Here is a 26,624-nt window from a genome sequence, read left to right on the forward strand (position 1 = left end):
GCTGGGTTTGCGGAAGAATCCTTGAAAAGGCTAGGGTCAAACCCTAATCAAAATTTAAAAATAGGCGACTACCTTGTGTGAACTGAGCAATTTTCGTTACATCCGCATTAATCCTACAACTAATCGCGTTCACCGGTTGGTTTCTTTTATTGCTGATTTTGATATCAGCACTGACAACACGTGTAAATCAGAAATAGAATAAAGGCTTTTTTTACAAATAGTTATAAAAGTGTGGAGAATATTTTTCTCGCAGAGCTTTCTTGAAGAAGTGTACTGGGAATTTACACCCGCTTAAATGCCTGATTGAATCATTTTGTCAATAGACCTTATTAAAATCATGTAGTTAGAGGTTTCTTTTTTATTGAATGTTGCTCATAATCTTATTATTGATCTAAAGAGGAATATCAATGCAAGTTAAAGCCGCTGTTGCTCATCGAGTGGGCAAACCCTTAACCATCGAAAGGGTTGAGTTAGCAGGACCACGGCATGGCGAAGTACTTATCGAGGTAAAAGCAACAGGTGTTTGCCATACCGATGCCTACACCTTGTCAGGGGTGGATCCAGAAGGCTTATTTCCCGTCATTTTAGGACATGAAGGTGCAGGCATCGTGGTTGAGGTCGGCCCTGGAGTATCATCCCTTAAACCCGGCGATCATGTCATTCCCCTTTATACGCCTGAATGCAGGGAATGCGAATATTGTCTTTCACAAAAAACCAATCTTTGCCAAGCGATACGTGGAACGCAGAGTAAAGGACTCATGCCTGATGGCAGTAGTCGCTTTAGCTTAAATGGTGAACCTTTATTTCACTATATGGGAACTTCGACTTTTGCCAATTATACGGTTTTACCTGAAATTGCTGTGGCAAAAATTCGCGAAGACGCCCCTTTTGAAAAAATTTGCTATATCGGCTGTGGAGTGACGACTGGTATTGGTGCGGTTATTTATACGGCCAAAGTAGAGGCAGGGTCCAAAGTAGTGGTGTTTGGGTTAGGTGGTATTGGTCTTAATGTCATTCAAGCGGCACGTATGGTGGGTGCGGATCAAATTGTTGGCATTGATAAAAATCCAAAGCGACGTGCTTTAGCCGAAAAAATGGGTATGACTGATTTTGTTAATCCGAATGAATTGGGTGGTGATCTCGTCAATTACCTCATCGAATTAACTAAAGGTGGCGCCGACTACAGTTTTGAATGCGTGGGAAAAGTAGATCTCATGCGGCAAGCATTAGAGTGCTGTCATAAAGGTTGGGGAGTCTGTACTATTATTGGGGTAGCTGGTGCTGGGGAAGAAATTTCCACAAGGCCTTTTCAGTTAGTCACTGGTCGAGTTTGGAAAGGCAGTGCTTTCGGCGGTGCGAGAGGACGAACAGATGTGCCCAAAATAGTGGATTGGTATATGGAAGGTAAAATTAATATTGATGATTTAATTACTCATGTTTTGCCTATCGAGCGAATTAATGAGGCATTTGATTTAATGCGTCGGGGAGAATCAATACGGACTGTTGTCACTTTTTAATTGGGGAATTAATAGATGACGATCGAACTCATTGAGGAGCATCTTTGTTTTGGTGGAGTACAGTATGTTTACTCACACCCCTCTTCTATAACTAATTGTCCAATGCGCTTTGGTTTATTTCTCCCTCCCCAAGCAAAACAACATAAAGTGCCAGTACTGTATTGGCTGTCAGGGTTAACAGCCAATGAACAGAATTTTATCACGAAGGCTGGGTCACAACGAATAGCTTCCCAATTAGGACTCGCCATCGTTGCTCCTGATACAAGTCCTCGAGGCATCGAATTGCCAGGGGATAGGGCGAGTGATGATTTCGGTGTAGGCGCAGGTTTTTATCTCGATGCAATAAAAGAGCCTTGGTCGAATTATTATCGGATGTTTACTTACATTACAGAAGAGTTACCACATTTACTTAATCGGCTTTTTCCTTTGAATGAGCGCCGTACTGGTATTTTTGGTCATTCCATGGGAGGACATGGGGCATTGACTTTGGCGCTCAAAAAGCCAGAACAGTATCGTTCTTTATCGGCCTTTGCACCCATTTGTGCACCTATGCAATGTCCCTGGGGACAGAAAGCGTTTAAAGGGTATTTAGGTGAAGACAAAGAACTTTGGAAAAATTATGATGCTTGTGAGTTAGTCCTAAAAAAAGGGTGGCCATACGGCCCTATTTTAATTGATCAAGGTACCCAAGATCCGTTTATTGAAACCGAATTAAATCCGAAACGATTCGAAGCTGCCTGTACAACTGCAGGTGTGGATTTAAATTTACGATGGCAAAAAGGCTATGATCACAATTATTATTTCATTGCCAGTTTCATTGAAGATCATTTACGATTTCATGCCACTCAATTAGAAGGTTAAGAGAATGCAAATTTTAACTCAATTCTGGCCTTTTTAAGATCTTTTATCCAAAAATAGGTGATTAATGGTTTTTGCAGTGGATAGCCGTATTGAAATGAGTTCTGTTTTGTTGGCTGACTGGACTTTGTCGCGGCTCTATTTTAAGAAAGATGCTAATTTTCCTTGGATCATTTTGGTGCCTCGCGAGGAGAATGTTCAAGAAATTTATCAATTATCGTCACCCAAGCGTCAGATCCTCACTGAAGAAATAGCTGCTATTTCACAAATAATGAGGGATTATTTCCAGCCGGAGAAATTAAATATTGGGGCTTTGGGTAATATTGTTTCGCAGCTCCATGTCCATGTGGTTGCACGGTTTAAAGAAGACAAAGCTTGGCCGCACAGTATATGGCAGCCTAACTTGACTATGGGCGTTTATGCAGAAGAAGTGCTGAATAACCATGTGAATGCATTAAAAGAACGGATAGCACTGCTACAAGTATTCAGGTAGGGGTTTCTGATTGGGGAAAATTTCTTCTAAAGACACTGAAAAACCATTTTCCGTAACTATGCGTGCATGGCTTCGTTGTAGTTCTCTAGGTTCATTAACACCACACGAATGACAAAGAACGGCTACTTCATGAGCCATGTTCGTTGCATAATGGTAAACACGCTCAGCCTTATCCTCTACCACTAAGCCGCGTTGTAATTTAGGATCATGAGTGGTAATACCCGTAGGACAAGTGTTTTTATGGCATTTCATTGCTTGAATACAGCCTAAGGCAAATAAAAATCCTCTTGCTGAATTGATAAAGTCTGCACCAGCACAGAGCGCCCAAGTGACTTCAGCTGGAGTAATGAGTTTACCGCTGGCGATGACTTTAATGCGATCGCGCAAATTATAAGTGACTAGAATATCCACAAGACGAGGTAGGGACTCTTGAATAGGTATTCCCATATAGTCCATAAGACCTTGTGGCGAAGCACCAGTCCCCCCATCGGCACTGTCTAGGCTAATAAAATCGGGAGCAAATTGGATGCCTCGCTGGTGTATTGTAAAACAAAGATCATTAAGCCACTCATAACTACCCAGGACAAATTTGCATCCAACAGGTTTACCGGTCACTTGACGAATATGCTCGATTTTATCTAAAAGCTCGCTTACATTCGCAATATCTGTATGTCGATTAGGACTAATCGAGTCTTGGTAAGGGGGAATGCCCCGAATCTTGGCCACTTCTTCAGTGACTTTTACCGCAGGTAAAAGTCCCCCTTTCCCGGGTTTTGCACCTTGGCTTAATTTGATTTCAAACATTTTAATGCAATCATAGGCAGCAAGCTCACGTAAACGCTCGTCTGATAAATTCCCTTGCGCATCGCGGAAACCGTATTTTGCAGTCCCAATTTGAGCTATGATATCGCACCCTACCTCAAGATGATAAGGAGAAACGCCGCCTTCTCCTGTATTAAGCCAGCAGCCTGCTTTTTTTGCTCCTCTTGCTAAGGCTTGAATGGCTGGTTTTGAAATGGCACCGTAACTCATCGAAGAAATATTAAAAATATGATTGGAGGTATAAGGCTGCCTGCAATGAGGGCCAATGGTTACAGGTTTGATAGTTGCTTTATTCGTTTCTAGAGGAGGAAAGGGGGCACTCACAAAATAAACGGTTCCTGTGGTATGTAAAGGCCGGGTTGAACCAAAGCCGACTGTGGTATCCTCATTTTTAGAAGCGCGATAAACCCAGGAGCGATTTGCCCTATTAAAAGGTAATTCTTGTCGATCATCTGCAAAAAGGTATTGTCGAAGATACACACCGATGTATTCAAGGAAATAACGAAAATGACCAATGATGGGATAATTGCGTAAGACAGTGTGTTGCTTTTGATTCCTATCCCAAAGATAGATAGACACTAACAGAATGACCAGAGTAGTAGTAAGAATGATGATAAGAAGTTCATCGGTTTCCAAAGCACGTAGAAAGAATACGTCGCGCTTCTTAAACTGTATCGATTCCACTAACAAAAATCCTTATTATCCTGAAAGTTGTAGAGTATACACTAGAGCTCTTTCCAAACTCTACTGGGGTGAATGCTGGGGTAAGTGCAGTGCTCGACTCTTCATTCTAAAGCGTGAGGAGGCAACGATCACTGGGAATGGCCAGGGTTTGTTTTTGATAATAAGAGATTGGTCGATGAATTAGTTAATAAAAAATAAACTGGCTTAGCAATTTGTAACAATTTATTTAGTATATACTTAAATTAAATCTGGTGAGATTTTAGGGGGCTAACATGCATTCCTCACTGGCCAACCATCTGCTGATAGCCATGCCCTCTCTCACTGACCCTAATTTCGAGCGATCCGTAATATACATTTGTGAACATCACGTGCAAGGTACCGTTGGTTTAATGATTAACCGGCCTATGCAGTTTCCGTTAGGTGTGGTTTTTGATCAAATGCAAATCGAACCCACATCAACCGAACGCTATCAAATGCCGCTCCTTTTTGGAGGCCCAGTACAGCCTGAACGTGGTTTTGTTATTCACCGCCCTGTGGGTGGTTGGCGCTCGAGCTTGTCATTGAGAGATGAGGTGACGGTTACGACTTCGAATGATATTATTCGCGCAATAGCTGCTGACACTGGGCCAAAAGACGTTTTGGTGACTTTAGGATATACGGGTTGGGGTGAAAGTCAGTTAGAACAAGAGGTGCTTGCTAATGTTTGGCTGATTTGTCCTTTTTCTTCTGAGATTCTTTATGAGGTCCCTTTTTCTAAACGCTGGGAGTATGCGGGCTTGACTATTGGCGTTAAAATGAACCAGTTAACAAATCAAGCAGGCCATGCCTGATTCAAAATAATAGGTAAATATGCCAGAAGGGGTTTTTTTAGGATTTGATTTTGGTTACAAACGTATCGGTGTAGCTGTGGGTCAACAAATTACTTGCAGCGCCAGGCCATTAACAACGCTTGATGCAAAACAAGGTGTTCCCCATTGGGTTGAAGTCCAAAAAATAATTAACGAATGGCGTCCACAAGCGTTGATTGTAGGTTTGCCTACCTGCATTGATGATAGAGAGCTGTACACCACTGAGGCAGCTCGTCAATTTGCAAGCCAATTACAGGGGCGTTTTTCTTTGCCGGTCCATTTAGTTGATGAGCGATTATCCACCGTAGAAGCTCGTGCTCAGTTGTTTGCTAAAGGCGGATACCGTAAAATCAAGCAATCTCAAATCGACAGCTTTGCTGCCTGTATTATTCTTGAGCAGTGGCTGCAGCATTCCTAACAAGTGAATCATGAACCATTTTTTAGAAATCAGTCAACTTTCCAGCCAACAAATTAATTCCCTTTTACAAAGATCTTTGGATTTTAAGCGTAATAATCGATACCCTGGTTATGCTCAATACACCGTCGCCAATTTGTTTTATGAAAACAGTACGCGCACACGCGTGAGTTTCGAGTTGGCGGCTAAAAAGCTCTCCATGACAACCATTAACCTTAATTTACAAAGTTCATCTGAGGCAAAGGGAGAAGCGATTGAGGATACCATTCGGACTCTGTCTGCAATGGGAATAAATCTATTCGTTATAAGGCATCGACAAGATGGCTTGCAAAACGCATTAGCTGAAAAATTGCCCAAGAATATCCATATTATTAATGCCGGTGATGGACAGCATGCTCATCCCAGCCAAGCAATGTTGGATTTGATGACAATAGTCGAGAAAAAACCTGATTTAACTCAGCTTAAATTAGCTATCGTTGGTAATATTAGACATTCACGAGTGGCAAATTCATTGCAATGTCTTTGTGCCACATTGGGTATTAGCGAATTGACATTGGTTGCTCCTGCTCTTTGGCAACCCCAAAAAGTGCACTATGGAAGAGTGACACATTCTTTAAGAGAGGGTTTAGCTGATGCAGATGTGGTGATTTGTTTACGTGTTCAGCATGAGCGATTGCAGGAAAATGAGCAAATGGATTTAGCCACTTATCGTCGTGAATATGCTTTAACGCAGGAGACGATCAAATACGCGAAGCCTGATGCCTTAATCATGCATCCGGGGCCTATGAACCGTGGTGTAGAAATTGATAGTGAGGTCGCTGATGGGCCTCAATCTTGCATTTTACAGCAAGTTACTAATGGGGTATTCATGCGCATGGCGATACTTGAATCTTTAATTTTATGTGAAGCCTAAAAGGACTTTGGTATGAGTAATAAAAAACCTCTTGTGGTGATAACAGGAGCCAGTGCTGGTATCGGTAGAGCTTTGGCTAATAAATTTTCAGAGGAAGGTCACCCTTGTTTGCTGATCAGTCGTCATATGGAACCGCTACCAGAGTTAACAGGACGAGAAATCAGCTATGCTCAGGTGGATGTGACGAATTATCTCCAATTGGAAGAAGCCATTCGTGACGCAGAAAAAAAATACGGTAAAACAGAATGTCTTATTAATAATGCGGGCCTTATCCATATTGGTGAATTTAGCGAGATGCCCATCGAAAAAATTCACGAGGAAATTGCAGTGTTATTGAATGGGGTCATTAATGGTATAAAAGTTGTTTTATCGGACATGGCAGAAAGGAAGTCCGGGACAATTATGAATATCAGCTCGATTGGGGATCGAAAACCAGGGGCTTTAGGGGTTAGCTATCATGCCAGTAAGCATGCTGTTCGTAGTGTGGCGGAAAGTTTGCAGATGGCTGAAGCTAAGAATAATGTACGAATTATGAATATTGCTCCCGGATTAATTCGAACTAATATTCATGCGAATATGGGAATAAGTTTTGAAGAATATTGCGAACTCTTAGGCAATCCCACTTTTATCATGCCAGAGGAGTTGGCTGACATTATTCTCTTTTGTTGGAAGCTGCCTCAGAAAATATGTATTAGAGATTTGGTGGTTATGCCCACTGATTGTGCTTTTTAACCTTCAGTTGACGACCAAATCAAATGTTCTGAAATTCACCTCTTCTTCCTGAATCCAGGCTTGGGTAATTGAATATTCAGGTAACTCTATCCAGGTAGTGCGGTCCGTTGATAAGGGTTCTGAAGCAAAAAGGATGTTTCGCCTTATTCCGGTACCGTGCATCTTGTATATGCCATTCACGATGCTATAGCTTTCGCCTACGGTTAACCAGAGACTATGGTACTCGAGAAATGCCTTCTGCACATTAGAGGTGTTGCAACCAAAGTTAAAAACAAAACGTGTAACGAAAAGGTATTCGCCATTGGTAATGAATAAATTAACCGGCGAAGCCTCCTCGATACCACATTCTTTCCTCGCTTTGCCTAAAATTTCGAAGGTATTAACGATGGCCTGAAACGCTTCTTCCATGGGAACATTTTCCCGGTAATCTTTAAACTGTGATAAAAATAAAACGTAGACCCATTCGCTATCTGTTGTGCCCTTAATCATGCTCATTAATTGCGGTTTTATGTATTTGACTAAAGCTACTTTTAATCGCTCCATGTGCGCTAGACTGCCATTGTGTGCTAAAGCGAAACACGTATCGTCGAATTTGAATGGATGGACATTTTGCTCTGAAACAGTTTCTACTGTTTTGTATTCGACACCACGCACATGAGCAACCATGCAATGAGTGGTTAATTTTTTTGATAAGCGAAAAAGATTCTTATCAAAAAAGGGTAGGCATGTTGTTTTATAAAGATAGGGTTCCTTGGGATAATGAGATGACTTAGACCACGCACAAAATCCCAGCCCTGCTAGGTTTTGAATATGTTTCATAAGCTGTGGAGCATAACTTTGGTGGACTAAACCATTGTCTGGGCCGTAAAGTAAGTCAAAAATACTTGATTCATTTTGACCGAGGTAAATTAGTACTCTACACATAATTTTATCCTATTAGGTTTTCGTACTCACAATTGATTCTGACAAATTGGCGATTTACGACATAAACTAATCGTGCAATGTGGTGATTTATCTGCCTGCTAATATGAAAGAAGATGTCTGGATTAAGGTCGCGGATTTTGTAATAAGAATCAAAATCCAATTCAAGGAGTGTGGAGTTCTCGCTAGTAAGATAAGCCACATGATGCTGAAATTCAGGAAAAATACTGGTTGGGTTTTCTAAAAAAATTTCGCCTATGCCAGAAACTGCGAGCGATTTATTTAATACTTCATCTTGTTTGATGAACATCATTACTGCGCCTGAATAGGGAATACACAATCGCGAATTTTTGGAGTTATGAAGTTGAAATGGATAACCGCGATCATACTGGCGAAAAGACATAAAAGATAACAAGAAATGAAGCTGCTCCTCTTCTAATGTGGAAAAGAAATGCATTTGTTTAAGGTAATTAAAATCCAACTGATTATTCGATAATTTTTTACATCGAGCTTTGTGATTAAGTAGAGATAGTGCGTACTGCGATGAAATATCTATCCGTTCAGCTATTTTTCTAAGGAGTGAGATCAGTAAAAGAATTTGATTAATAATTTTTTTTCGGGTTTGACGGATTATATTGGTTTCGAACTTATATGCCGTACTAGGATAAGAAAAATGAAGTGTGTTCAAAATTTCTCGCGAAAAACTTAAGCAAGTGCAATTGTTTTCAGCAATAATCGACGCGGTAATCGGGGTATGCGTAAGAAACGTCACCTCTCCAAAAATCTGGCCACAATCAAGTTTTGTTGCCAGTTTTTGAGTATCGCCGGGTAAAGTGACATACACTAAAACGCTTCCCTTTTCGAGTAAATAAAGTTTATCTCCATAAGAACCTTGAGACATGATTGTTTCACCGGCTCTAAACTGCTCGATTCGGGAGTGCTCTCGGACGAAAGATAACTCATCCTCCAAAAAATCAATAAACAGAGGATGGTTTTTAAAGTTGGTAGCAGAAGAAATATTCATTACATTCCTTATATTTTCCATTCTGAAACAGGACGTTCTTGGTATTGATTTTCCAAATAACTTGTCATCATATTATAGAAATTTTTACCGTATTTTTCGATAAAATTGATTTGCCATTGACTCCCATTCGTTTTTAATTTTACTCGTTGTTTGATAATGCCTAAATAATCATTAATATCGTCTGTAGAAATACCTAGTGCTTCTAGCCCCTTATAGGCTAATGGAAGTAACTCCTCTAAGAGGGTAATAGCATGCATTTCGCGATTCGCAAACCATTTGAATTTTGCTTGAAGACCAAAGCGCGCAGCATTAAAAAAATTTCTGCGTGCAGCATGAAAAGGCAAGAGATAGTCAATGGGTACTGATTGAATTGAAAAATAATGAAGAAGGCCATAAAAAAAAGCAGCGTTTGCCATCATATCAATGATGGTTGGACCCGAAGGTGGACCACGGTGTTCAATGCGTAAATGGGGTTTTAAATTAGGACTAAAATCGATGACTGGGCGATTCCAACGGTAAACCACGCCATTTTGCCGTCTTACGTGTATCATCATTTCAGGGGTAAATTCGGGAAAAACCTCGGGTAAAAGGCGAGGAAAATATTGATAGTTTTGATCGAATAATTCGAAAAAAGAGTTACGTAGATAATTAGTTCCGAATAAGCAGCACTTAAACCCCCTATCGCGATCAAATAAATGTAATGTCATGGATTGATCAAATGAAGCTATTCTTGTTTCACTCCAAAGTTGATGTCCTAATAAAAAAGGACTATTAGCCGAAATAGCCAAGACAGGTCCTGCGATTGCTTGAGCAACGTTATAGTATTGTACTGACTGACTTAACCCGATTTGAATATGCATTTGAAATGCTGAAATAAGGCCATTGATTGCTAAGGATTTAGGCTTTATCGTCAAGGTTTCTCCTTTCGGGCCTTCAATATGAATTTTTGATATTTTTCCTTTACAATGCTTGGCTATGCAGGAGCTGAGTATTTGATACCTTTGTTTATTCGTCATAAACTCAGGATGATGAGCTTTTTCAGTAGCAGTGGGTAAGCTTCCAATTAAAGCTAAATAAGAATTGCATTCTCCGGCAGTATGTAAACAATGATTCCATAATTCCAGTATGTTTTTATGCAAGGAACTAAAGCAATCTCCATATAGACTAAAATGTGAAGTATTAATTTCCAGATGTGATGCACCTACTTCAGGTATTAAAAAAGGGCGATTCACGCGGTCGATGAATGCTAAATTTTCAGGAAGAGGACTAAAGGCTTTATCAAGAATAAAAAATTCAATTTCTGCACCAATGGCTAACTCACGCTCCATGAAATACTGTTCAATAAACCATTCCTCAAGCAGCCGCGTTTCTTCAAATAAGTGACGGTCAAATGCCTGATAATCAACTTTGCTCTTTGGGCTATGCAATTCTTTGTGGTAGGTCATTAATGCTCTCCAGCATTAATCCATTTGATAAAAGTATTATAGCTTTAAATAAGTATCTAAATTTATGCGTATAAAAATTCGGATTTTATTTGGTAAATTGGTCTATATTTTATGAATAACCATTAAAATAATTCATTTTGGTTTTTTCAAATAATTAAAGATAATTATCGGAGATTAAGATGTCTTTACTTAAAAGGGAAAATGGGGATGGAAATTTAAATAAAATCACTATTGATTTTAGTTATGAATTAGAGGAAATATGCTTGGATAACCAAAGGAAAATGGAAGAAAAACGCTTGGATTTTAGAGAAGAATTAAAGACTTCAATTCTAGTGTTAAAAAACGAAATTGACCAGGCGGCATTAATGGATCTCAAAGAGATAGAAGAAGTAAATAAAGAGAAAGATAATGAAATTGAAAAGTTGCAAACTCTAGTAAATGAAATGGTGAGGGAAGTAGAGAGTTGTACTATGACCAGTAAGAAGAAAATAAAATAATTTTCCAGCTTTATATCTCTGATTATGACCCTGAGAATGCAACCGTGCTGCGTGCGTAAGCAAGCAGATAAGAACACGTGCTCTTATGAGTCTACTTGCGCGTGCAGTCCTAGCCCCGTTACTGCAATTTATTCTTTCCTTTGAGGTCTAATCGTTTGTTTAAACGAGAGTGCTTGTTGTAAACAACCCAGTTCAACTGTGGGTAATCCGTTCATGTCTGCAATGGTTCTGGCTACTTTAAGAAGGCGATGATAAGCTCGGGCAGAGAGCTTAAGGCGCTCCAATGCATGGCCTAGAAATTGACGCTCTTCATGATTTAATGCGCAAAAGCGCTCACAATCTTTCACACTTAATTGAGCATTGATGCAATTTTGGCGTTCCAGTTGTACCAATCGAATTTTTGCAACAAATTGTCTTATCTTATCGCTTTGTGGTGTTTCATATTCAAGAGGTTTCACCATTTCCGATTGAGTAAGTGCCTGGACATTGATTTGCATATCAATCCTATCCAGTAAGGGGGCAGATAATTTTGCTAGGTAACGGTTAATTCGTTCAGGTGAACATAAGCAGTCGGCTTGAGGATTTCCCCATTGTCCACAAGGGCAGGGGTTCATTGCCGCAATAAGTTGAAATTTTGCGGGAAATTCAGTTTGCACTGCGGCTCTTGAGATGCAAATGTGGCCTGATTCTAAAGGCTCACGCAGGGTCTCTAAAACATGCTTATGGAACTCGGGTAATTCATCAAGAAATAAAACCCCATGATGGGCAAGAGAAATTTCGCCCGGTTTAGGTGGATTACCTCCACCCACGAGAGCAACTGGCGAGGCAGTATGATGAGGAGAGCGAAAAGGGGGACAGCGCCATTGATGGCAATTAAGTTGCCGACCACGAATGGAGTTTATCGCAGCACACTCTAGCGCTTCCTCTTCCGTCAAGGAGGGTAATAATGTGTTGAAGCGTTTAGCAAGCATGGTTTTACCGCTACCTGGTGGGCCGCACAATAAGACACTATGACCACCACAAGCTGCTATCTCTAAGGCTAATTTAGCGTGGTGTTGGCCTTTGACCTCCGACCAATCGAGTTCATGCTTAAAATCATAATCACTGGGCTTGGGAGGTAGTGTTTGCAGAGGTGTATCTTGACATAAGTAACTACACACTTCACGAAGATTATTGGCCGCATAAACTCCTTCTTGTCCTACAAGCGAAGCTTCTTCTGCATTAGCCGCTGCAATGACTAAGAATTGTTTATCCCGATGTGCAGCAAGCACAACGGGGATAATTGCTGATACACCGCGCAGATGACCGCTTAAGGCCAGTTCGCCAATAAATTCATGCGAAGCGAGTTTTTGCGAAGCAATTTGTCCAGAAGCGGCGAGAATACCAATGGCTATAGGTAAATCAAAACCACTGCCGGATTTAGGTAAATCAGCAGGGGCCAAATTGACAGTGATTTTACGGTAGGGAAAATCAAACTGGCTATTGATAATGGCGCTGCGCACCCTATCCTTACTTTCTTTGACAGCAGTTTCAGCTAATCCAACGATAGTGAAATTGGGTAATCCATTGGATAGGTGGACTTCAACGGAGACAGGCTGAGCCTGAACTCCCACGGCAGAGCGCGTTTTGCTAAATGCGAGATTCATCTTTCTTCCTGATTTAAAGATTGGACAAGGCTATTCTACGGAAAAACTGAGGACTAGCTCAATCCTTCTTTTTTGCTTTCCGTGGTTTGCTGAGTAAGCAAAGTATCCACTTGCTTTTGCAAGGCATCTAATTTTTCACGTGTTCGAGCTAATACTTTCATTTGCACGTCAAATTCTTCACGAGTGACTAAATCCATTCGTGCGAAAGTCGCTTGAAGAATCTCTTTAAATTTCTGTTGAATCTCATTTTCGAAATTTTGGAAACTTCCCGGTAAGCTAGCAAAAAGCTTCTTAGCTAGATCATCAAATTGTTTTGGGTCAAACATAAAGATCTCCTGTCGAGATATTGCTATCACGACAGTCTAGCAACGGTTATCCATGAATTCTACTAGAACCTTAAATTCACAGAACTGGTCAGTTAGAATTTGTTCCATTTGGCCTGGGCTGAGCCGTTTTCTGGCTTTTCTTCAGCCTTTTTTTTCAGAGCAGCAATCCCTTCTTCCATTAATCTTGCCGCTTCCTTTCGGGTCTTTGCAGTCTTTTCTTCTTTAGGAGAAAAATAAAAATCATCTTTAGGAGGGAAAAAGCTGGCCTCTTGCGAAAAAAAAGAATTTTTTCTTCCGGGGATAGGAATAGGTAATGATTCACGTCGTTCCTTCGTCATGATTTCCCCTGTAGGATTAGTTAATTAACAAACAGGTTATATTTTAATTGATTTTAATAAAAATAAACCTAATTTACAACAAGTATTAATCTCCATAGAATTAGGCTATTCCCGGAAAAAAGGCAGGGTCAAAAGTGATGAAATTCGATGCCATGGTACTAGGAGGCGGAATTGTTGGCGTATCGGTTGCAATCCATTTGCAAATGCGAGGACGTTCTGTTGCATTAGTCGATTTAAAAGCGCCTGGAAGCGAAACCTCGTTTGGCAATGCGGGGTTGATTCAACGCGAAGGAGTGTATCCCTACGCCTTTCCAAGAGATGCTGCTTCATTGATAAAATATGCGTTTAATCGCTCGCCTGAGGTAAGGTATCACTTAAAATCTCTACTTAAGCTCGCGCCATTCCTGTGGAAATACTGGTTTCACTCACATCCTCGACGTCACGCGGAAATCGCTCGTTCTTACGCCACATTAATTCAGCATAGTGTAACAGAACACCATGCATTAGCCGAAGTTGCTCAAGCTAAGCATTTATTTCGCTCTGATGGATGGCTCAAAGTATTTAGAACAGCGAAAACACAAGATAAAGAAACGCGTTTTGCTGAAAAATGCCAAGAAGAATATGGTGTTCAATTTGAAATACTGGACTCAGCTTCTTTGCGTCACATTGAACCTGATCTTGACCCCGCCTTATTAGGTGCCCTTCGCTATACAGAATCAGAATCTGTCAGTGACCCTGGTGCGCTTGTTTCTGCTTACGCGAGCCATTTTGAGCGTATTGGAGGACGATTTTTCTTTGGAGATGCATTGACTCTAACGGATCAATGGAAGCTTAAAACCAAGGATGGTCAGATTAATGCAGATGCTGCAGTGATCACACTAGGACCGTGGTCTGATGTCTTAAGCGCGCGACTTGGGTATCGCTTTCCCCTTGCTGTCAAGCGAGGGTACCATATGCATTATAAGGCAAAGCCAGATGCACGCCTTATTCACCCAGTGCTCGATATCGAAAATGGTTATTTAGTCACTCCAATGGCGCGCGGTGTCCGATTAACGACTGGCGCTGAATTTGCAAACCGAGACTCAAGAAAAACACCGTTGCAACTGGATACAGTCGAGCCCATTGCTCGTACTCTTTTTCCTATTACTCATCGTTTAGAAGAGCTGCCTTGGATGGGGAGTAGGCCATGTACCCCAGACATGCTTCCCATCATCGGAAAAGCCTCCCGTCATGATGGGCTTTGGTTTGCATTTGGCCATGCGCATCACGGCTTGACGCTAGGACCAGTAACTGGACGTATGCTTGCCGAGATGATGACAGAAAAAGACACAATAACGAATCCATTACCATTTAGCCCCAATCGATTTTAAGAGGCCTTATGTATCCAATTTAATGAGAGAAGGAATGACTATGAAAATGCTTACAGCGATTATTAAGCCTTTTAAACTTGATGACGTGCACGAAGCACTGATGGAAATTGGTGTCCCCGGAATTACTATCTCTGAAACACGTGGGTTTGGCAGGCAAAAAGGGCATACTGAACTTTATCGCGGTGCAGAATATGTCGTCGATTTTTTGCCGAAAATAAAAATTGAACTTGCTTTGGCGGATGATATGGTTGAAGCAGCGATTGATGCCATCTGCAAATCGGCTTACACCGGTAAAATTGGAGATGGCAAAATTTTTGTCTACGAGTTACAACAAGTGGTTCGAATAAGAACGGGGGAAGTAGGAGTGGATGCCCTTTAGACCCGCGATCTAATCAGCAGTCAGTTCTCGAGTAATGAATAACCATTCATCCTGAGTAACAGGCAAAACCGATAACCGATTCCCTTTGCGAACTAAGGGCATTTTTTCGAGTTGAGGGTATCGCTTTAAGGCATCAAGTGGAATAAGTTCCTTAAATTTCTCTTTAAAGCGGATATCAACCATAAACCATCGTGGTTTATCCGGTGTGCTTTTGGGATCAGGATGCTCGCTATTCGGATCAAAGGCAGTGTAGTCGGGGTAGGGTTTACTCACGACTTCTGCAATGCCGATAATTCCTGGCGGGTTGCAATTTGAATGATAAAACAAGACTTGATCACCCATTGCCATCGCATTAATAAAATTACGTGCTTGGTAATTGCGTACACCATCCCAATGTGTCGTTTGATGAGGAGAGGCGCGCAAATCATCAATGCTGAAACAAGAAGGCTCTGATTTCATCAACCAATAGTTAGTCATTTTCTAGTTTACTCCAATGGATCATTCTCTCGGTCACTACCGCTGTCAGCGGAATATCCCAGGTGTGTGGTTCGATATAAGGATAGCGTTGAAACTGATAAGCAACGCCAACGAGCATGGGATGATCTTCTTTCGCTAAAGTTCGATCATAATAACCAGCCCCCATTCCAAGGCGCGTACCATAATCATCGAAAACCACGAGTGGCATGAAAATGATATCAAGTAATTTAGGTTCTATGGCTTGAGACTTATCTACATCAGGTTCATCAATTCCATAGCGATTTTTTACAAAAGGGGTTGCTGGTGTAGCCGGTAAAAATAACAAGGTTTTGTCTTCTCTAAGCGCTGGGAAATAACAAAATTTGCCTTGTAAGGGCGCTGAATCCCATAGCGCATTTAAACTAATTTCTCCTCTCATTGCTTGGTAAAGAGCAATGCGTTTTGCATGGCGATAGTCATGCATGCCCCGGATACGCGAACATACTTTAGCAGATGCTGCATGCTGATATTCCAGAGGTAAATTTTCACGAATTTGCCGGCAACTTCGTCTGAGGGCAAGCTTAAAGCGGTTGGGCATAGTTTGATTTTTTTCATTTTTTATGATTATTGCTTAGTTAAATGGGTAAGTTCAAGTTAGATGTGAAGAATTTTTTAAAAGATCTAGGCATAATGAAAAAAATGAGGTATATACGGCAAAATTATTGGTGCTTGTCTAAAGCGTGATTAACTAACCTTGACTTGAGAGAGTACAAATGAGCGATATATTTGAAGAGGATGATGATCTTGTTGAAGGTGATGTATTTGCTGCTTCTCTGGATGAGGATGTTGATATCGACATACCAGAAGAAATTTATACGATGGATGCGCGTCGACGTCTTGAAAACAAGTTAGATGATATGCGTTTGGAGGCTGAGCTTAAAGACGATTTTGACGATTATTAAAACCAATGGCCACGCTCGTAATGGTGCATGAACAGGGGGCCAAACTTTGCTTTACCGCTGACGATCGTATTTTTTTAGGTGAAGGCCTTTTTGAAACATTACGAGTGGTTAACCATAAACCTTGCTACCCCAAGGCTCATTGGCAGCGTTTGAAAAAAGCGGCTTCTTTTTTAGGCTTGGCTTTGGATGTGTCTTTTGAAGTCTGGCTTGAAAAGCTCAATGAATGCATTAAATTACACGCCCTGCAAGAAGGGGGAATTAAAGCGATTCTTTGTAGTGGTAGAGCACCTCGTGGCTTATCAGCCCGTAGCAAGGAAACAAGTCTCACGTTGATTGCTTTTCAATATATTCGTAACTCTCAACCTCTTTCCCTATTAAGTGTACCTTGGCTGCGTGATGCAAAAAATCCTATTTATCAATTGAAATCGATTAATTATTTAGAGGCCATTATTGCTCGCCGTCATGCAGAAGCAGCGGGTGTGGATGATGCTTTATTTTTTAATTTTCAGCACCATGCGACTGAAACAACTATTGCTAACTTTTTTATTATAAAAAATGATCAACTGCTCACTCCTGCTTTGCATTGCGGTGTGCTTCCTGGAATTCTTCGGGAGCGATTATTGTGTCTTGGAAAAAAGCAGGGTATTCATTGTTTTGAACTTGAACTATTGAAGGCTGATTTGCTTCAGGCAGATGCAGCATTCACTTGCAATGTATTACAAGGTATCCGTCCCATTCGAGCTTTCGACAATCATGTTTTGAACGTAAACCATCCCCTTGTGACTAAATTAAACCATTTTTTGGCACTTGATGAGCCATAATAGATCACTCTTCCTCTAGGTCCTGCTGGCGCGAATACTTAAAAAATTTGAACAAGAGGAATGCGATCGCTAAGCCGCAGAGTACGACGATACTTGCATTCTTATAAAAAGGGGTTGGGTGAGTAAGTGCATCCATTCCTGCGTGACCGCAATAGGTGTAAATAATTTCAGCCGGTGTTAAAAAAATAAACGTAGTAAGAATGTAATGACTAAACTTAATTTGAGTGATGCCTAAACCATAATTGACTAAGTTAAAGGGGACGATGGGTAGCAAGCGCAGTAAAGCAACGAATTGCCACCCACGACGTTCTACTCCAGAAATGAGTTTATTTAATTTTGGCCCTCTCTTAGCGGCTAGCCAATCAATAGCTAGATGACGACTAATACAAAAAGCACATGCTGCGCCCAAGGTAGCTCCCATCAAATTGAAAAGAGTTCCGAATAAAGGACCAAATAAAGCGCCTCCAGCAAGGGTCAAAACCATGGTGGGTAAGAGAAGAATGGTTGCTAAGCAATAAATCAGTAAGAACAAGATAGGCGCTAACCAGCCTAGCTCTTTAATACTACTAAGAATAATTGGCGCTTTCTCTTGAAAAATAATTGCACTCGTAATCAATATCACTACGATGCAAAACGTTTTTAGATAGGGGTTTTTAAGGCACATGGTTCACACTTTATTACACCGTAATAGTTTGGGCAAGTAGGTATTGATTTATACGTGGGTGGTTGTTTACCGCTTACGTATAAAGAAAAACCAATCTGGTTTTTATGTGTATGCTTTAAGTAAGGCTGTATTGCAATGACTCTTCCAATTGAGTATAAATTTTTTAACCCATTAAGGGATTGCGAACCATGTTAAGAAAAGAGTGTCAAGTGATCTTACTTAAACCGATGCGATGGCTACTGCAATTAGTTCTTGCTATATGGTTTCGAGTGAAGGTGAAAGGGCTGATGCCAAGCGAGCCCTCCATGATCATCGTTGCCAATTGTACCTCGGTGATTGATCCACTCTTACTTGCTTTATTTTTACCCGAACGCTTAAGTTTTGTTTTGGAACCACAGTTGCAGAATAAATTGTGGATTAAAGTCCTTAAATTATTCGCCGAAGTGTTCTTGCTGGATTTGTCTCAATCATCCGCCAAGCAACAGCTTATTGAAGTGATGCAGGCTGAAAAAAAAGCTTGGGTGTTGTTTCCTCAAGAATTTAAAAAAGAAATCAATAAATTTGATGATTATGGCTTCGTTTTGCAGCAATTAGGGAGGGAAATATGGCCAATTCGTATTGATGGAGCGCAGCATAGCTTTTTCTCTCTCTGCAAAGAGAAACACGCTGTATTGTTTTTTCCAAAGATCACCCTTCATAGGATGAAGCGGTTATCCTTAAATGCACAAAATAAAGATGAAAAAAGCTGGGGTAGAAAGTTATTTTTGTTACTGAGTGATATGACTTTTGCTAATTTTGATACGGAAAAATCTCTTTTTGACGCGCTACTTCAAGGTGGCAAACACGCACGGAATCAAGCGTCATGGCTCGAAGATCAGAATCGCCAGCGACTCTCTTTTCGTCAATTTATTCTCCGCTGTTTTATTTTAGGACGGCAATTGAAAAGCGAAACTCGACAGTCGGAAATTGTGGGGGTTATGATGCCGACCACCATTGCCGGTGTAGTCAGCTTTTTTGCTTTACAGGCTTATCATCGAATTCCCGCGATGCTCAATTTTAGCAGTGGTTTTTATAACCTCTATTCAGTATGCCAAGCCACAGGAATTACAACCATCTATACTTCTCGCCTGTTTATTGAGACGGCAAAACTTGAGACATTAGTTGTCGAACTAGGTACAGCTGGATTTAATATACGATTTCTTGAGGATTTTGCTCCGAAAATCACTTTGGCACGGAAGCTTGCCGCTTTATTGAAAAGCATTCTACCAAGCTTAACCTATCGCTTAATCAGTGGAATTGTTAAATCAGATGATCCTGCCTTAGTGTTATTTACTTCTGGATCCGAAGGGGTTCCCAAAGGAGTGGCGCTCACCCACAAAAATATTTTGGCAAATTGTTATCAAATGATGTCGCGAGTGGATTTTTCAATTCAAGATGTCTTTTTTAATGCGTTACCCATTTTCCATTGTTTTGGCTTAACCGCGGGAACTATTGTCCCTTTGCTCGCAGGAAACTCTTGTTTTCTCTATCCTTCTCCTTTGCATTTTAAAGTAATTTCAGGTCTTGTTTATGAAACGAAAGCGACGATTTTTTTTGCGACAGATACTTTTTTAACCGGATATGCTCGAGCGGCGGGGCCTAAGGATTTTAACTCGCTAAGGTATATTTTTGCGGGTGCGGAAAAGGTGAGAGCCGCAACAATGCAGCATTGGCGAGAAACTTTTCATGTGCAAATCTATGAAGGTTATGGAGCAACGGAGGCTTCTCCTGTGATTTCATTAAACTGTCCTTTAGCATCCAGAACGGACAGTGTAGGGTTAGTTCTGCCAGCTATTGAATATCGCATTGAACCGGTTGAAGGGATAGCCGAAGGAGGCAAGTTGTTTATTCGTGGCCCGAATGTTATGTCGGCTTACTTAACCCCTGATAAAGTAAACCCCATTGAAAATGACGGATGGTATGATACAGGGGATATTGTTATCGAGGATGATGAAGGTTTTTTGTCGATTATAGGTCGAGTAAAACGGTTTGCTAAGCTTGGAGGGGAAATGATTTCCTTATCTGTTGTTGAATCAATTGCTTCCGCTTTATGGCCAGAACAATTACACGCTGCCCTCAGCAGAAAATGCCCTCGTAAGGGAGAACAAATCATTCTCTTTTCTGAATATGCTCAAGCAAGTAAATCCGCTTTTATCCACCATGTGCACGCACAAAAATACCCCGAAATATTAGTTCCTCAAAGCGTTTTTTCTAATGTTAAAATTCCAGTTTTAGCTTCAGGGAAAATAGATTACCCTTCATTGGAACGTAATTTGGCTACTTTTTTTTCTGACTCGTCTGCAGGAGCAAGCTTGTCATAGCGAGGACTTTGTGTCTGCAATAAATTTTTAACTCTTAAGAAAACCTTAATATTTCCCTGCTATGATGAAATTATTAATTCTCCTTTGGAGCCAACTATGGCAAACACTTACAGTATGTTGAAAACATTAAAGCCCGATGCAAAAAAGCCGGCTGCGAATGTACAGCAGAAAAATCGTGTGCAAGATACTGCCAGTGCTGAGAAAAAAGAAAGAGAGAAGAAACAGCCTGAACTCAAACCAAGTATGGCTGATGTATTAAAAGCTTCCATAACACCAACGAAAGGCGGCCCCTCGTTTAGGAAATAGGCAAAATAGATTTGTATAGCGTATTTGCTTTGCAAAGAGCTTTAATGTCTGCTTTCTTAATGTTTCAGTGAGCCTATCTGACTAAGATACCCAGAAAATGAATTGCAAGACTCTATTTTTCCCCTTAAGCAAAAAAACAATAGGGTAGCTGCATCTTATTCTTGAGCGCTAGACCTTTACTGGATAATATTGATTGAGATGGTTTACCCTGAAACAATGGCATTTTGAGGTTTCTTGGGTATATACTCTATTTTATATAGTTTTGGTTTTTTTGAGGATTTTTTATGGCCGGGTTTTCAGAAACATCGCATTGGCGTGATTCGGCTAGAAGTGCTCGTTTTTTTCTGGTGGATGCAAGAGCCGCTTTTCCAATCTTTCTTTTTTTGATGCATATCAGGGTTTGGACTGGGATTTTAGTGCTTGTATCGACGGTTTTTTTTGGCATTATAGAACATTATGGTTTTACTGTTCCTGTTTTCTTACGCTGGCTTAGAAGTTTTCTGGCAGGTCCTTTGCGCTCGGCGCAACCTTGGTGGAAATGATGGAAACTGATATTCGTAAATGCATGGCGAAGATTGCTGCGGCCTTAAATGCCAAGTTCTATTTAAATGATCGTTTTGTAACCTATGAAGAAGTATTTTCCGACACAGGGTTACTTCCAGCCATAGCACGCCGAGCGGATCAGCTTTGCTCACTATGCTTAGGTTACGGGCTAGGTGCTACTTTTGATGAAGCGGAGAACGCCTTATTAGGCATAAGGGTAGTTTTTGATGAGGTAACCCCTAATGCTTTGCGTTTATTGTGTATGACGGACGTATTAAATGAACTAATTCAAGGAGGTCCGAGTAAGGATTACACCCCTTTAGATGAGTTAATGTATGACTAAAGCGTCTAATCCATTTTATTCTGTCTCTACGCCTCGAGCTTGGGAACAATTAGTTCGTTTAAGTCATTTTTATCAATCAAAGTGTAAAAAAAGTGAAAGTTTGGGTTTTCTTAAGCTTAGCTTAAGGAAATATCTGGTATTGTTGCTACAGAATTAAAGAATTTGGTATTGGAGTACCTCTGTATGTTACGCAATCCGTATACTCATTTTAAACCGACGACGAATGCTAAAAGCACTGCGTCAGATTTGCTGTCAAGTTCTTCACTAACAAGCGAAGATTTTTCTGGCGTGCCTCGTACTGATGGAATGGAGACATTTCGTAGTCTGCAAACATTAAAGGGGCAGGTGGAAAAAATGATTGCGATTTGTAAGAGTAAGATTTCAGCGAATGACGAGGTTAAAAAACCGTCAGCGAATGAAATTGCTGGTATCGCTTTAGGAAAAGCTGTTGAAAAAACTGGGCACTCTCTTAATAATGAATTTCCTAAAGAGACCAAAAAGGCGCAAGCCGAATCGGATAAAGATTCGTCTCTAGATGACACGATAACCCCTTCAATGTTTTAAGACAGTATTCAGCGTTTCACGCTGAATACTGATATACTTCCTTTTAGAACTAAACTTTATCAGAGCTACTCTGATGTCATTCTATAGACTATGAAAGATGAATTAACCAAACAACAAGCTCATGCGATTTTAGAAGCATTGGATGAGGCTATTGAAACGGGGCCATGGGACGAGTCGAATTTTTTGCGTGTGATTGGAAAAAACCTCCGAGAAATACGCAATAAATTTGCTTCACATCTTAGTGGCGTTGAGACTGAAGTGAATAAACCAAAAATTGAAAGGCATTCTCATATTAATCGGATCTCGCAACGTGCCGATCATCAAGAAGTATTTATTTCCCTCTATTCCTCGGATGGGAGCAATATCCAATCTTGGGAGCGCCTGCTTGCAACGCTATCTCGGCAGATTATTTCTCGTCCTATCTATGCCGATGAAGAAGCGGTAAGAACAATTATTAAGTCAAAAGAAAATAAAGAGAATGAAGCTTATGTTGCTATCTACATTAACCAAGCCGATATCTTAAATATACCCGAGGATAAAATTCCCTTGGATAAATTCGGTAAGCCACTATTAAGCCTTAAAGATCGGGCAATAAGTTTGGACAACATAACACGATTCGTTCATACTTCTGGCACTTACCATTACTTCAAAGGGCGTTTGCTTAAAAACACGCAAGCTGAATAGGTATCGCTCAGGTCTCCTATTTATGTTAAGTCAAAGAAATTGCTTAATGACCTGAAGTATCGGATCACACCACAGTTAAAAGAGTGGTATATACTTGAAATTATAACGGGTTTATTAGAAGTGGGAATGGCTCAACAACCACAACAATCAGGCGGTAGCAGCGATAATTCGATGGCACCTGTGTGGATTATGGTGCTCGTGTTCATTATCGGCTTCATCATCTGGAAAACTTCGCATCAATACATTGTTGCGTTTGTTTTCTATTTGAATGTATTGGAAGCAAAATTAGTCAGTTTGTTTATTAGTAATCCTCAATTAGAAAGCAATGTGTATGTCATGCAGACCATTGATCCCGCCAGCGTCGAGTGGGATCAGCTTGTTGATTTAACTCGCGGTGTGGGGGATTACATTCGCTATCCTGTGGTTGCTATTCTGGTTTTGTTAGCCATGTTCCTCTACAAATCCGATATTACGCTAAAGTTTCGTAAAGCCCATAACATGAAGACACTGCGTGCGCAGGAGCAGCATAATTGGCTTGCTATTATGCCCGTGGTCAAAGAAGATTTAATCAATACCGATATTAACAAAGGTCCTTGGGCCATGGCGTTAACACCAATGGAGTTTGCGCGCAAGTACCATTTATTAAAAAAAGAAGACGCCTTATTAGATAATCCTGTCCCGGGGCAGGAAATGACTGCTGGAATTAGAAAAGGGGACGCCAAAAGAGTCTTTACTTTGCAATTAGGGCCCTACTGGGATGGATTTGAACGATGCCCCCCGCAAGCGTATGCGTTAGCTGCGGTTTTTATGGCCCGCATGAATCGAGATAGGGAGGCGGCTAACTTAATTTTAGAAACATTGGATAGGACTTTTACCGCAGGAAAACCGGATTTTAGTGTTGCAAGACCTGTTTTAAAAAAATATCAAAATGAAGAAAATGTGCAGGAAATCATTGCGAAGCATGCTTATCTTTTAACTGTACTCGCTTCACTATTAGAAGGGGCGCGAGATGATGGGGTAGTCCCTACAGCAGAATTTTTGTGGTTAAAGCCTCTTGATCGTCGATTATGGTATATGCTTAATAGTATTGGTAGGCAAACTCCTTTCGTTGAGGTCGGAGGACCTTTTGCTCACTGGCGCGCTGAAAAGGAAATGGGAAGGCGCTCGCTAGTACCGATGATCGATGAAGCGATAAAAGCACTCGAGCTTGCGGTGAAAGAAGTGAAGTTAACACCTAAAGAGATGCAGGAGTTACAACCGTAATGCGTGGTATAGATTCGCGTCATGAAATAGATCCTACTCTACTGCTAAGGGATACCAGAACCCTCGGCCAGCGTATGGCTGATTTTTTTTCTGATCCCACCAATATTTCTATTGTTTTGGTTTCTTTAGCGGCTGTCGCTTATTATATTTCTGAGATTTCGAGTCTGGTGCTCATTTTTGGCATCCTATTCTTTCTTTATACTTATACACGCAAACAAAAATTGCCCTTTCGCTTACCTAAAATTGCTCGCGTTAAAGATTACAATGACTTAAAGCCTGGAATAGGTACCCCCAATATCGCAAGGGGTATTGCTTTTTTTGGTAATGACCGAAAAACAGGAGAGGAATTGTGGTTTGCCAATGAAGATTTAAGAACCCATGCGCTGATTTTCGGTTCTACCGGTAGTGGTAAAACGGAAACGTTAGTTTCACTTGCTTACAATGCATTAGTACAGGCTAGCGGCTTTATTTATGTCGACGGAAAAGGGGATAACTCTCTCTATGCAAAAGTATTTTCGATGGTGCGCAGCATGGGGCGAGAGGATGACTTACTGTTGATCAATTTCATGACGGGGGCTCGGGATATTATCGGTCCTCAAGAAAAGCGTCTGTCTAATACGCTTAATCCGTTTTGTCAGGGTTCTTCAAGCATGTTAACGCAGTTGGTAGTTAGTTTGATGGGCTCTTCCGGTCAATCCTCCGATGGGGATATGTGGAAAGGCCGGGCTATTAGCTTCGTTGAGGCATTGATGAAGCTACTCGTCTATATGCGAGACGAAGGGGCCATCTTATTGGATGCGAATACCATTAGAAACTATTTTGATTTACAGCGATTAGAATCCATTGTCATCGACAAAGTTTTCCCCCGCGATGAGCAGGAAAGCATTAATATAGAGTCAGTTCCTAAATTAGTGACTGATCCTTTGCGTAACTATGTTTTTAACTTACCAGGGTACAATAAAGAGAAAAAAGGGAAGCAAGTTTCTCAAGTTTTAGAACAGCATGGCTTTATTACTATGCAGTTAGTTCGAGTGTTTTCATCCCTTGCGGATACCTATGGTCATATCATCAGAACTAATCTTGCAGAGGTGGATTTTAAAGACGTAGTACTGAATCGTCGCATTTTGGTTGTACTGTTGCCTGCTTTGGAAAAATCCCCCGATGAATTATCGAACTTAGGCAAAGTGATTGTGTCCTCACTCAAAGCGATGATGGCTGCAGGTTTGGGGGATCAGGTTGAAGGGGATTATCGAGATGTCATTTTGCGAAAACCGACTAATTCACCGACGCCTTATATGTGCATTTTGGATGAGTACGGCTACTATGCGGTACAAGGTTTTGCTGTCGTGCCGGCTCAAGCGCGTTCTCTCGGTTTCTCGGCTATTTTTGCGGGACAAGATTTACCAGCTTTCCAAAAGGCATCAAAAGAAGAAGCTGCTTCAATTGGTGCTAATACCAACATTAAAATCTGTATGAAGCTTGAAGATCCAACAGAAACGTGGGACTTCTTCACTAAAACGGCCGGTGAGGCTTACGTGACAAAAGTGGACTCTTTTCAAACGAAGGATACAAGTATTGCTAACAGCTATATGGATACTAAGAGTTCCTCTTTTGAAAAGCGATCCCGTATTGATTTACTCGATTTAAAAGATCAAACCGAAGGTGAAGCTCACATCTTTTTTAAATCCAAAATTGTACGGGCGCGAATGTTTTATGCGAACCCGACTCCAGTTAAACAATTAAAGCTTAATCAGTTCTTGAAAGTTGAGCCACCACCTGATGATTATTTGATTAAATTACAGAAACAACTTTCTGGTTTCCGACAAGTGCTTGATAGTGGCGACCTCAGCATTGAAAAAGAGGTTGAGACTGAAGAAATTACGATGATCACGAAGGCCCTGCGCGAATCGAATATTCCTGAGCCCATTGAACGTGGCGTCGCAGCCTTATTGGCTTTCCACGGTTACAATGAGCCTGAGCCGATAGAAGAATTAATTGAAGAAGAGCAAGAAGGTGCTCTGACCATTTTCAGCAGACTGCGTCGTTCTGCCAACAGCTTACCCTTATTGGTTAAAGACGTTGAGCAATTTTCATTACCACTGCTTGGAATCAACGAGACAAGGAATTACCTCTCTATTGTTGAACGCGCAAGTGGGGCGAAGGATAAATATGCTGGAACAGTGGCAAACGAGTTAATTAAAGATTTTCAAATGGCAACGAGTTATCCCCCCTATGATCGTGATGTTGTTAGTGCCGAAGAATTATCTCTTTTGACAAAAGAGCTTTCAAACAAGATAGTGAGTGAGCGTGAAAAAGCGAAAGCTAAGGCGCAAGAAGAGGCGTAATGGATAAGAGAAAAAGTGCAAATAATAAGCCTTTCATTGTCAAACTTAGGCTAATCACTCTATTTTTTAAGAATAGCTTGTAACG

30 protein-coding genes are annotated in these 26,624 nt (G+C 40.9%); 20 read left to right on the top strand and 10 right to left on the bottom strand.

The genetic code is table 11. From position 1 onward, the window contains the following. Positions 1 to 407: 407 nt before the first annotated feature. From B5D33_RS03080 to B5D33_RS03090, 3 genes are all read left to right on the top strand, one after another. On the top strand, positions 408 to 1,517 hold the full coding sequence (locus B5D33_RS03080; RefSeq protein ID WP_058453323.1) for an S-(hydroxymethyl)glutathione dehydrogenase/class III alcohol dehydrogenase: 1,110 nt from the start codon (positions 408 to 410) through the stop codon (positions 1,515 to 1,517). Positions 1,518 to 1,532: 15 nt separating this feature from the next. Then, positions 1,533 to 2,378 carry an S-formylglutathione hydrolase gene (gene fghA / locus B5D33_RS03085; protein WP_058453324.1) on the top strand — a complete coding sequence of 282 codons (846 nt, stop codon included), beginning with the start codon at positions 1,533 to 1,535 and terminating at the stop codon, positions 2,376 to 2,378. Positions 2,379 to 2,442: 64 nt separating this feature from the next. Continuing rightward, positions 2,443 to 2,868 carry an HIT family protein gene (locus B5D33_RS03090; protein WP_058453325.1) on the top strand — a complete coding sequence of 142 codons (426 nt, stop codon included), beginning with the start codon at positions 2,443 to 2,445 and terminating at the stop codon, positions 2,866 to 2,868. Here the strand turns inward: B5D33_RS03090 and B5D33_RS03095 are convergent. After that, positions 2,851 to 4,374 (bottom strand): FMN-binding glutamate synthase family protein, encoded by a 1,524-nt coding sequence (locus B5D33_RS03095; protein ID WP_234802439.1) that lies wholly within the window; start codon positions 4,372 to 4,374, stop codon positions 2,851 to 2,853. The genes B5D33_RS03090 and B5D33_RS03095 overlap by 18 nt on opposite strands. A 272-nt stretch (positions 4,375 to 4,646) precedes the next feature. On the opposite strand from B5D33_RS03095, the gene B5D33_RS03100 reads away from it, so the two are divergent. Genes B5D33_RS03100 through B5D33_RS03115 form a run of 4 tightly spaced genes read left to right on the top strand, consistent with a single transcriptional unit; the run spans position 4,647 to position 7,282 of the window. Then, entirely contained in the window at positions 4,647 to 5,204 is a 558-nt protein-coding gene (locus B5D33_RS03100) for a YqgE/AlgH family protein (RefSeq protein WP_058453326.1), read from the top strand. 19 nt (positions 5,205 to 5,223) lie between these two features. Next, the gene (gene ruvX / locus B5D33_RS03105) at positions 5,224 to 5,640 is read left to right on the top strand and encodes a Holliday junction resolvase RuvX (RefSeq protein ID WP_058453327.1); all 417 of its coding nucleotides are present in this window, start codon (positions 5,224 to 5,226) and stop codon (positions 5,638 to 5,640) included. 10 nt (positions 5,641 to 5,650) lie between these two features. Next, complete coding sequence (locus B5D33_RS03110; RefSeq protein ID WP_058453328.1) at positions 5,651 to 6,550, top strand: aspartate carbamoyltransferase catalytic subunit; 900 nt, start codon at positions 5,651 to 5,653, stop codon at positions 6,548 to 6,550. A gap of 12 nt (positions 6,551 to 6,562) precedes the next feature. Next, the gene (locus B5D33_RS03115; RefSeq protein ID WP_058453329.1) at positions 6,563 to 7,282 is read left to right on the top strand and encodes an SDR family oxidoreductase; all 720 of its coding nucleotides are present in this window, start codon (positions 6,563 to 6,565) and stop codon (positions 7,280 to 7,282) included. A gap of 3 nt (positions 7,283 to 7,285) precedes the next feature. Here B5D33_RS03115 and B5D33_RS03120 read toward each other — a convergent pair whose 3' ends face one another. Genes B5D33_RS03120 through B5D33_RS03130 form a run of 3 tightly spaced genes read right to left on the bottom strand, consistent with a single transcriptional unit; the run spans position 7,286 to position 10,672 of the window. After that, positions 7,286 to 8,206 (bottom strand): class II glutamine amidotransferase, encoded by a 921-nt coding sequence (locus B5D33_RS03120; protein WP_058453330.1) that lies wholly within the window; start codon positions 8,204 to 8,206, stop codon positions 7,286 to 7,288. A 4-nt stretch (positions 8,207 to 8,210) separates the two neighbouring features. Then, positions 8,211 to 9,227 (bottom strand): cyclic nucleotide-binding domain-containing protein, encoded by a 1,017-nt coding sequence (locus tag B5D33_RS03125; RefSeq protein ID WP_058453331.1) that lies wholly within the window; start codon positions 9,225 to 9,227, stop codon positions 8,211 to 8,213. A gap of 8 nt (positions 9,228 to 9,235) precedes the next feature. Beyond that, a complete protein-coding gene (locus tag B5D33_RS03130) occupies positions 9,236 to 10,672 on the bottom strand; it encodes a glutamate-cysteine ligase family protein (protein WP_058453332.1) in 1,437 nt (478 codons plus the stop codon). A gap of 179 nt (positions 10,673 to 10,851) precedes the next feature. On the opposite strand from B5D33_RS03130, the gene B5D33_RS03135 reads away from it, so the two are divergent. After that, positions 10,852 to 11,169 carry a hypothetical protein gene (locus B5D33_RS03135; RefSeq protein WP_058453333.1) on the top strand — a complete coding sequence of 106 codons (318 nt, stop codon included), beginning with the start codon at positions 10,852 to 10,854 and terminating at the stop codon, positions 11,167 to 11,169. Between the two features lie 128 nt (positions 11,170 to 11,297). On the opposite strand, the gene B5D33_RS03140 is transcribed toward B5D33_RS03135, so the two are convergent. From B5D33_RS03140 to B5D33_RS03150, 3 genes are all read right to left on the bottom strand, one after another. Continuing rightward, entirely contained in the window at positions 11,298 to 12,815 is a 1,518-nt protein-coding gene (locus B5D33_RS03140) for a YifB family Mg chelatase-like AAA ATPase (RefSeq protein ID WP_058453334.1), read from the bottom strand. A 53-nt stretch (positions 12,816 to 12,868) separates the two neighbouring features. Next, positions 12,869 to 13,141, bottom strand: coding sequence for a ubiquinone biosynthesis accessory factor UbiK (ubiK, locus tag B5D33_RS03145; RefSeq protein WP_058453335.1), 273 nt, complete (start codon positions 13,139 to 13,141; stop codon positions 12,869 to 12,871). A gap of 92 nt (positions 13,142 to 13,233) precedes the next feature. Then, positions 13,234 to 13,479 (bottom strand): hypothetical protein, encoded by a 246-nt coding sequence (locus B5D33_RS03150; protein ID WP_058453336.1) that lies wholly within the window; start codon positions 13,477 to 13,479, stop codon positions 13,234 to 13,236. 137 nt (positions 13,480 to 13,616) lie between these two features. Between B5D33_RS03150 and B5D33_RS03155 the strand changes: the two genes are divergently transcribed. Continuing rightward, positions 13,617 to 14,849 (top strand): NAD(P)/FAD-dependent oxidoreductase, encoded by a 1,233-nt coding sequence (locus B5D33_RS03155; RefSeq protein ID WP_058453337.1) that lies wholly within the window; start codon positions 13,617 to 13,619, stop codon positions 14,847 to 14,849. 40 nt (positions 14,850 to 14,889) lie between these two features. Next, entirely contained in the window at positions 14,890 to 15,228 is a 339-nt protein-coding gene (locus B5D33_RS03160; RefSeq protein WP_058453338.1) for a P-II family nitrogen regulator, read from the top strand. 9 nt (positions 15,229 to 15,237) lie between these two features. On the opposite strand, the gene B5D33_RS03165 is transcribed toward B5D33_RS03160, so the two are convergent. Continuing rightward, a complete protein-coding gene (locus B5D33_RS03165; protein ID WP_058453339.1) occupies positions 15,238 to 15,705 on the bottom strand; it encodes an EVE domain-containing protein in 468 nt (155 codons plus the stop codon). Next, a complete protein-coding gene (locus B5D33_RS03170) occupies positions 15,698 to 16,282 on the bottom strand; it encodes a 5-formyltetrahydrofolate cyclo-ligase (RefSeq protein WP_058453340.1) in 585 nt (194 codons plus the stop codon). The genes B5D33_RS03165 and B5D33_RS03170 overlap by 8 nt, the downstream gene beginning before the upstream one ends. A gap of 175 nt (positions 16,283 to 16,457) precedes the next feature. Between B5D33_RS03170 and B5D33_RS03175 the strand changes: the two genes are divergently transcribed. Both B5D33_RS03175 and B5D33_RS03180 read left to right on the top strand, forming a co-directional pair. Further along, positions 16,458 to 16,646 (top strand): hypothetical protein, encoded by a 189-nt coding sequence (locus B5D33_RS03175; RefSeq protein WP_058453341.1) that lies wholly within the window; start codon positions 16,458 to 16,460, stop codon positions 16,644 to 16,646. A gap of 5 nt (positions 16,647 to 16,651) precedes the next feature. Next, positions 16,652 to 17,467 (top strand): aminotransferase class IV, encoded by an 816-nt coding sequence (locus tag B5D33_RS03180; RefSeq protein ID WP_058453342.1) that lies wholly within the window; start codon positions 16,652 to 16,654, stop codon positions 17,465 to 17,467. A gap of 4 nt (positions 17,468 to 17,471) precedes the next feature. Here B5D33_RS03180 and B5D33_RS03185 read toward each other — a convergent pair whose 3' ends face one another. Next, entirely contained in the window at positions 17,472 to 18,131 is a 660-nt protein-coding gene (locus B5D33_RS03185; protein WP_058453343.1) for a TVP38/TMEM64 family protein, read from the bottom strand. Positions 18,132 to 18,319: 188 nt separating this feature from the next. On the opposite strand from B5D33_RS03185, the gene B5D33_RS03190 reads away from it, so the two are divergent. The 8 genes from B5D33_RS03190 (at position 18,320) to B5D33_RS03225 (ending at position 26,539) form a co-directional block, all read left to right on the top strand. Then, on the top strand, positions 18,320 to 20,491 hold the full coding sequence (locus B5D33_RS03190) for an AMP-binding protein (RefSeq protein ID WP_058453344.1): 2,172 nt from the start codon (positions 18,320 to 18,322) through the stop codon (positions 20,489 to 20,491). Between the two features lie 96 nt (positions 20,492 to 20,587). Beyond that, positions 20,588 to 20,797, top strand: coding sequence for a hypothetical protein (locus tag B5D33_RS03195; protein ID WP_058453345.1), 210 nt, complete (start codon positions 20,588 to 20,590; stop codon positions 20,795 to 20,797). Positions 20,798 to 21,081: 284 nt separating this feature from the next. Then, positions 21,082 to 21,339, top strand: a complete 258-nt coding sequence (gene icmT / locus B5D33_RS03200; RefSeq protein WP_058453346.1) for an IcmT/TraK family protein — start codon at positions 21,082 to 21,084, stop codon at positions 21,337 to 21,339. After that, on the top strand, positions 21,339 to 21,683 hold the full coding sequence (locus B5D33_RS03205) for a type IV secretion IcmS family protein (RefSeq protein WP_045099974.1): 345 nt from the start codon (positions 21,339 to 21,341) through the stop codon (positions 21,681 to 21,683). The genes icmT and B5D33_RS03205 overlap by 1 nt, the downstream gene beginning before the upstream one ends. Positions 21,684 to 21,866: 183 nt before the next feature. After that, positions 21,867 to 22,247: a hypothetical protein gene (locus B5D33_RS03210; RefSeq protein ID WP_058453347.1), complete on the top strand. Its 381-nt coding sequence runs from the start codon at positions 21,867 to 21,869 to the stop codon at positions 22,245 to 22,247. A gap of 90 nt (positions 22,248 to 22,337) precedes the next feature. Then, a complete protein-coding gene (gene icmQ / locus B5D33_RS03215; RefSeq protein WP_058453348.1) occupies positions 22,338 to 22,931 on the top strand; it encodes a Dot/Icm secretion system protein IcmQ in 594 nt (197 codons plus the stop codon). Between the two features lie 126 nt (positions 22,932 to 23,057). Beyond that, the gene (icmP, locus tag B5D33_RS03220; protein WP_058453349.1) at positions 23,058 to 24,194 is read left to right on the top strand and encodes a type IVB secretion system coupling complex protein DotM/IcmP; all 1,137 of its coding nucleotides are present in this window, start codon (positions 23,058 to 23,060) and stop codon (positions 24,192 to 24,194) included. After that, on the top strand, positions 24,194 to 26,539 hold the full coding sequence (locus B5D33_RS03225; protein ID WP_058453350.1) for a TraM recognition domain-containing protein: 2,346 nt from the start codon (positions 24,194 to 24,196) through the stop codon (positions 26,537 to 26,539). The genes icmP and B5D33_RS03225 overlap by 1 nt, the downstream gene beginning before the upstream one ends. Positions 26,540 to 26,624: the final 85 nt, after the last annotated feature.

Origin of the sequence: Legionella maceachernii (assembly GCF_900167045.1) — a bacterium.
Lineage (GTDB): Bacteria > Pseudomonadota > Gammaproteobacteria > Legionellales > Legionellaceae > Tatlockia > Tatlockia maceachernii.

Bases quoted from the DNA above. Each gene is read 5' to 3' on its own strand.
- B5D33_RS03080 (WP_058453323.1), top strand. From the start codon at position 408: ATGCAAGTTAAAGCCGCTGTTGCTCATCGAGTGGGCAAACCCTTAACC.
- fghA (WP_058453324.1), top strand. From the start codon at position 1,533: ATGACGATCGAACTCATTGAGGAGCATCTTTGTTTTGGTGGAGTACAG.
- B5D33_RS03090 (WP_058453325.1), top strand. From the start codon at position 2,443: ATGGTTTTTGCAGTGGATAGCCGTATTGAAATGAGTTCTGTTTTGTTG.
- B5D33_RS03100 (WP_058453326.1), top strand. From the start codon at position 4,647: ATGCATTCCTCACTGGCCAACCATCTGCTGATAGCCATGCCCTCTCTC.
- ruvX (WP_058453327.1), top strand. From the start codon at position 5,224: ATGCCAGAAGGGGTTTTTTTAGGATTTGATTTTGGTTACAAACGTATC.
- B5D33_RS03110 (WP_058453328.1), top strand. From the start codon at position 5,651: ATGAACCATTTTTTAGAAATCAGTCAACTTTCCAGCCAACAAATTAAT.
- B5D33_RS03115 (WP_058453329.1), top strand. From the start codon at position 6,563: ATGAGTAATAAAAAACCTCTTGTGGTGATAACAGGAGCCAGTGCTGGT.
- B5D33_RS03120 (WP_058453330.1), bottom strand. From the start codon at position 8,206: ATGTGTAGAGTACTAATTTACCTCGGTCAAAATGAATCAAGTATTTTT.
- B5D33_RS03125 (WP_058453331.1), bottom strand. From the start codon at position 9,227: ATGAATATTTCTTCTGCTACCAACTTTAAAAACCATCCTCTGTTTATT.
- B5D33_RS03130 (WP_058453332.1), bottom strand. From the start codon at position 10,672: ATGACCTACCACAAAGAATTGCATAGCCCAAAGAGCAAAGTTGATTAT.
- B5D33_RS03135 (WP_058453333.1), top strand. From the start codon at position 10,852: ATGTCTTTACTTAAAAGGGAAAATGGGGATGGAAATTTAAATAAAATC.
- B5D33_RS03140 (WP_058453334.1), bottom strand. From the start codon at position 12,815: ATGAATCTCGCATTTAGCAAAACGCGCTCTGCCGTGGGAGTTCAGGCT.
- ubiK (WP_058453335.1), bottom strand. From the start codon at position 13,141: ATGTTTGACCCAAAACAATTTGATGATCTAGCTAAGAAGCTTTTTGCT.
- B5D33_RS03150 (WP_058453336.1), bottom strand. From the start codon at position 13,479: ATGACGAAGGAACGACGTGAATCATTACCTATTCCTATCCCCGGAAGA.
- B5D33_RS03155 (WP_058453337.1), top strand. From the start codon at position 13,617: ATGAAATTCGATGCCATGGTACTAGGAGGCGGAATTGTTGGCGTATCG.
- B5D33_RS03160 (WP_058453338.1), top strand. From the start codon at position 14,890: ATGAAAATGCTTACAGCGATTATTAAGCCTTTTAAACTTGATGACGTG.
- B5D33_RS03165 (WP_058453339.1), bottom strand. From the start codon at position 15,705: ATGACTAACTATTGGTTGATGAAATCAGAGCCTTCTTGTTTCAGCATT.
- B5D33_RS03170 (WP_058453340.1), bottom strand. From the start codon at position 16,282: ATGCCCAACCGCTTTAAGCTTGCCCTCAGACGAAGTTGCCGGCAAATT.
- B5D33_RS03175 (WP_058453341.1), top strand. From the start codon at position 16,458: ATGAGCGATATATTTGAAGAGGATGATGATCTTGTTGAAGGTGATGTA.
- B5D33_RS03180 (WP_058453342.1), top strand. From the start codon at position 16,652: ATGGCCACGCTCGTAATGGTGCATGAACAGGGGGCCAAACTTTGCTTT.
- B5D33_RS03185 (WP_058453343.1), bottom strand. From the start codon at position 18,131: ATGTGCCTTAAAAACCCCTATCTAAAAACGTTTTGCATCGTAGTGATA.
- B5D33_RS03190 (WP_058453344.1), top strand. From the start codon at position 18,320: ATGTTAAGAAAAGAGTGTCAAGTGATCTTACTTAAACCGATGCGATGG.
- B5D33_RS03195 (WP_058453345.1), top strand. From the start codon at position 20,588: ATGGCAAACACTTACAGTATGTTGAAAACATTAAAGCCCGATGCAAAA.
- icmT (WP_058453346.1), top strand. From the start codon at position 21,082: ATGGCCGGGTTTTCAGAAACATCGCATTGGCGTGATTCGGCTAGAAGT.
- B5D33_RS03205 (WP_045099974.1), top strand. From the start codon at position 21,339: ATGGAAACTGATATTCGTAAATGCATGGCGAAGATTGCTGCGGCCTTA.
- B5D33_RS03210 (WP_058453347.1), top strand. From the start codon at position 21,867: ATGTTACGCAATCCGTATACTCATTTTAAACCGACGACGAATGCTAAA.
- icmQ (WP_058453348.1), top strand. From the start codon at position 22,338: ATGAAAGATGAATTAACCAAACAACAAGCTCATGCGATTTTAGAAGCA.
- icmP (WP_058453349.1), top strand. From the start codon at position 23,058: ATGGCTCAACAACCACAACAATCAGGCGGTAGCAGCGATAATTCGATG.
- B5D33_RS03225 (WP_058453350.1), top strand. From the start codon at position 24,194: ATGCGTGGTATAGATTCGCGTCATGAAATAGATCCTACTCTACTGCTA.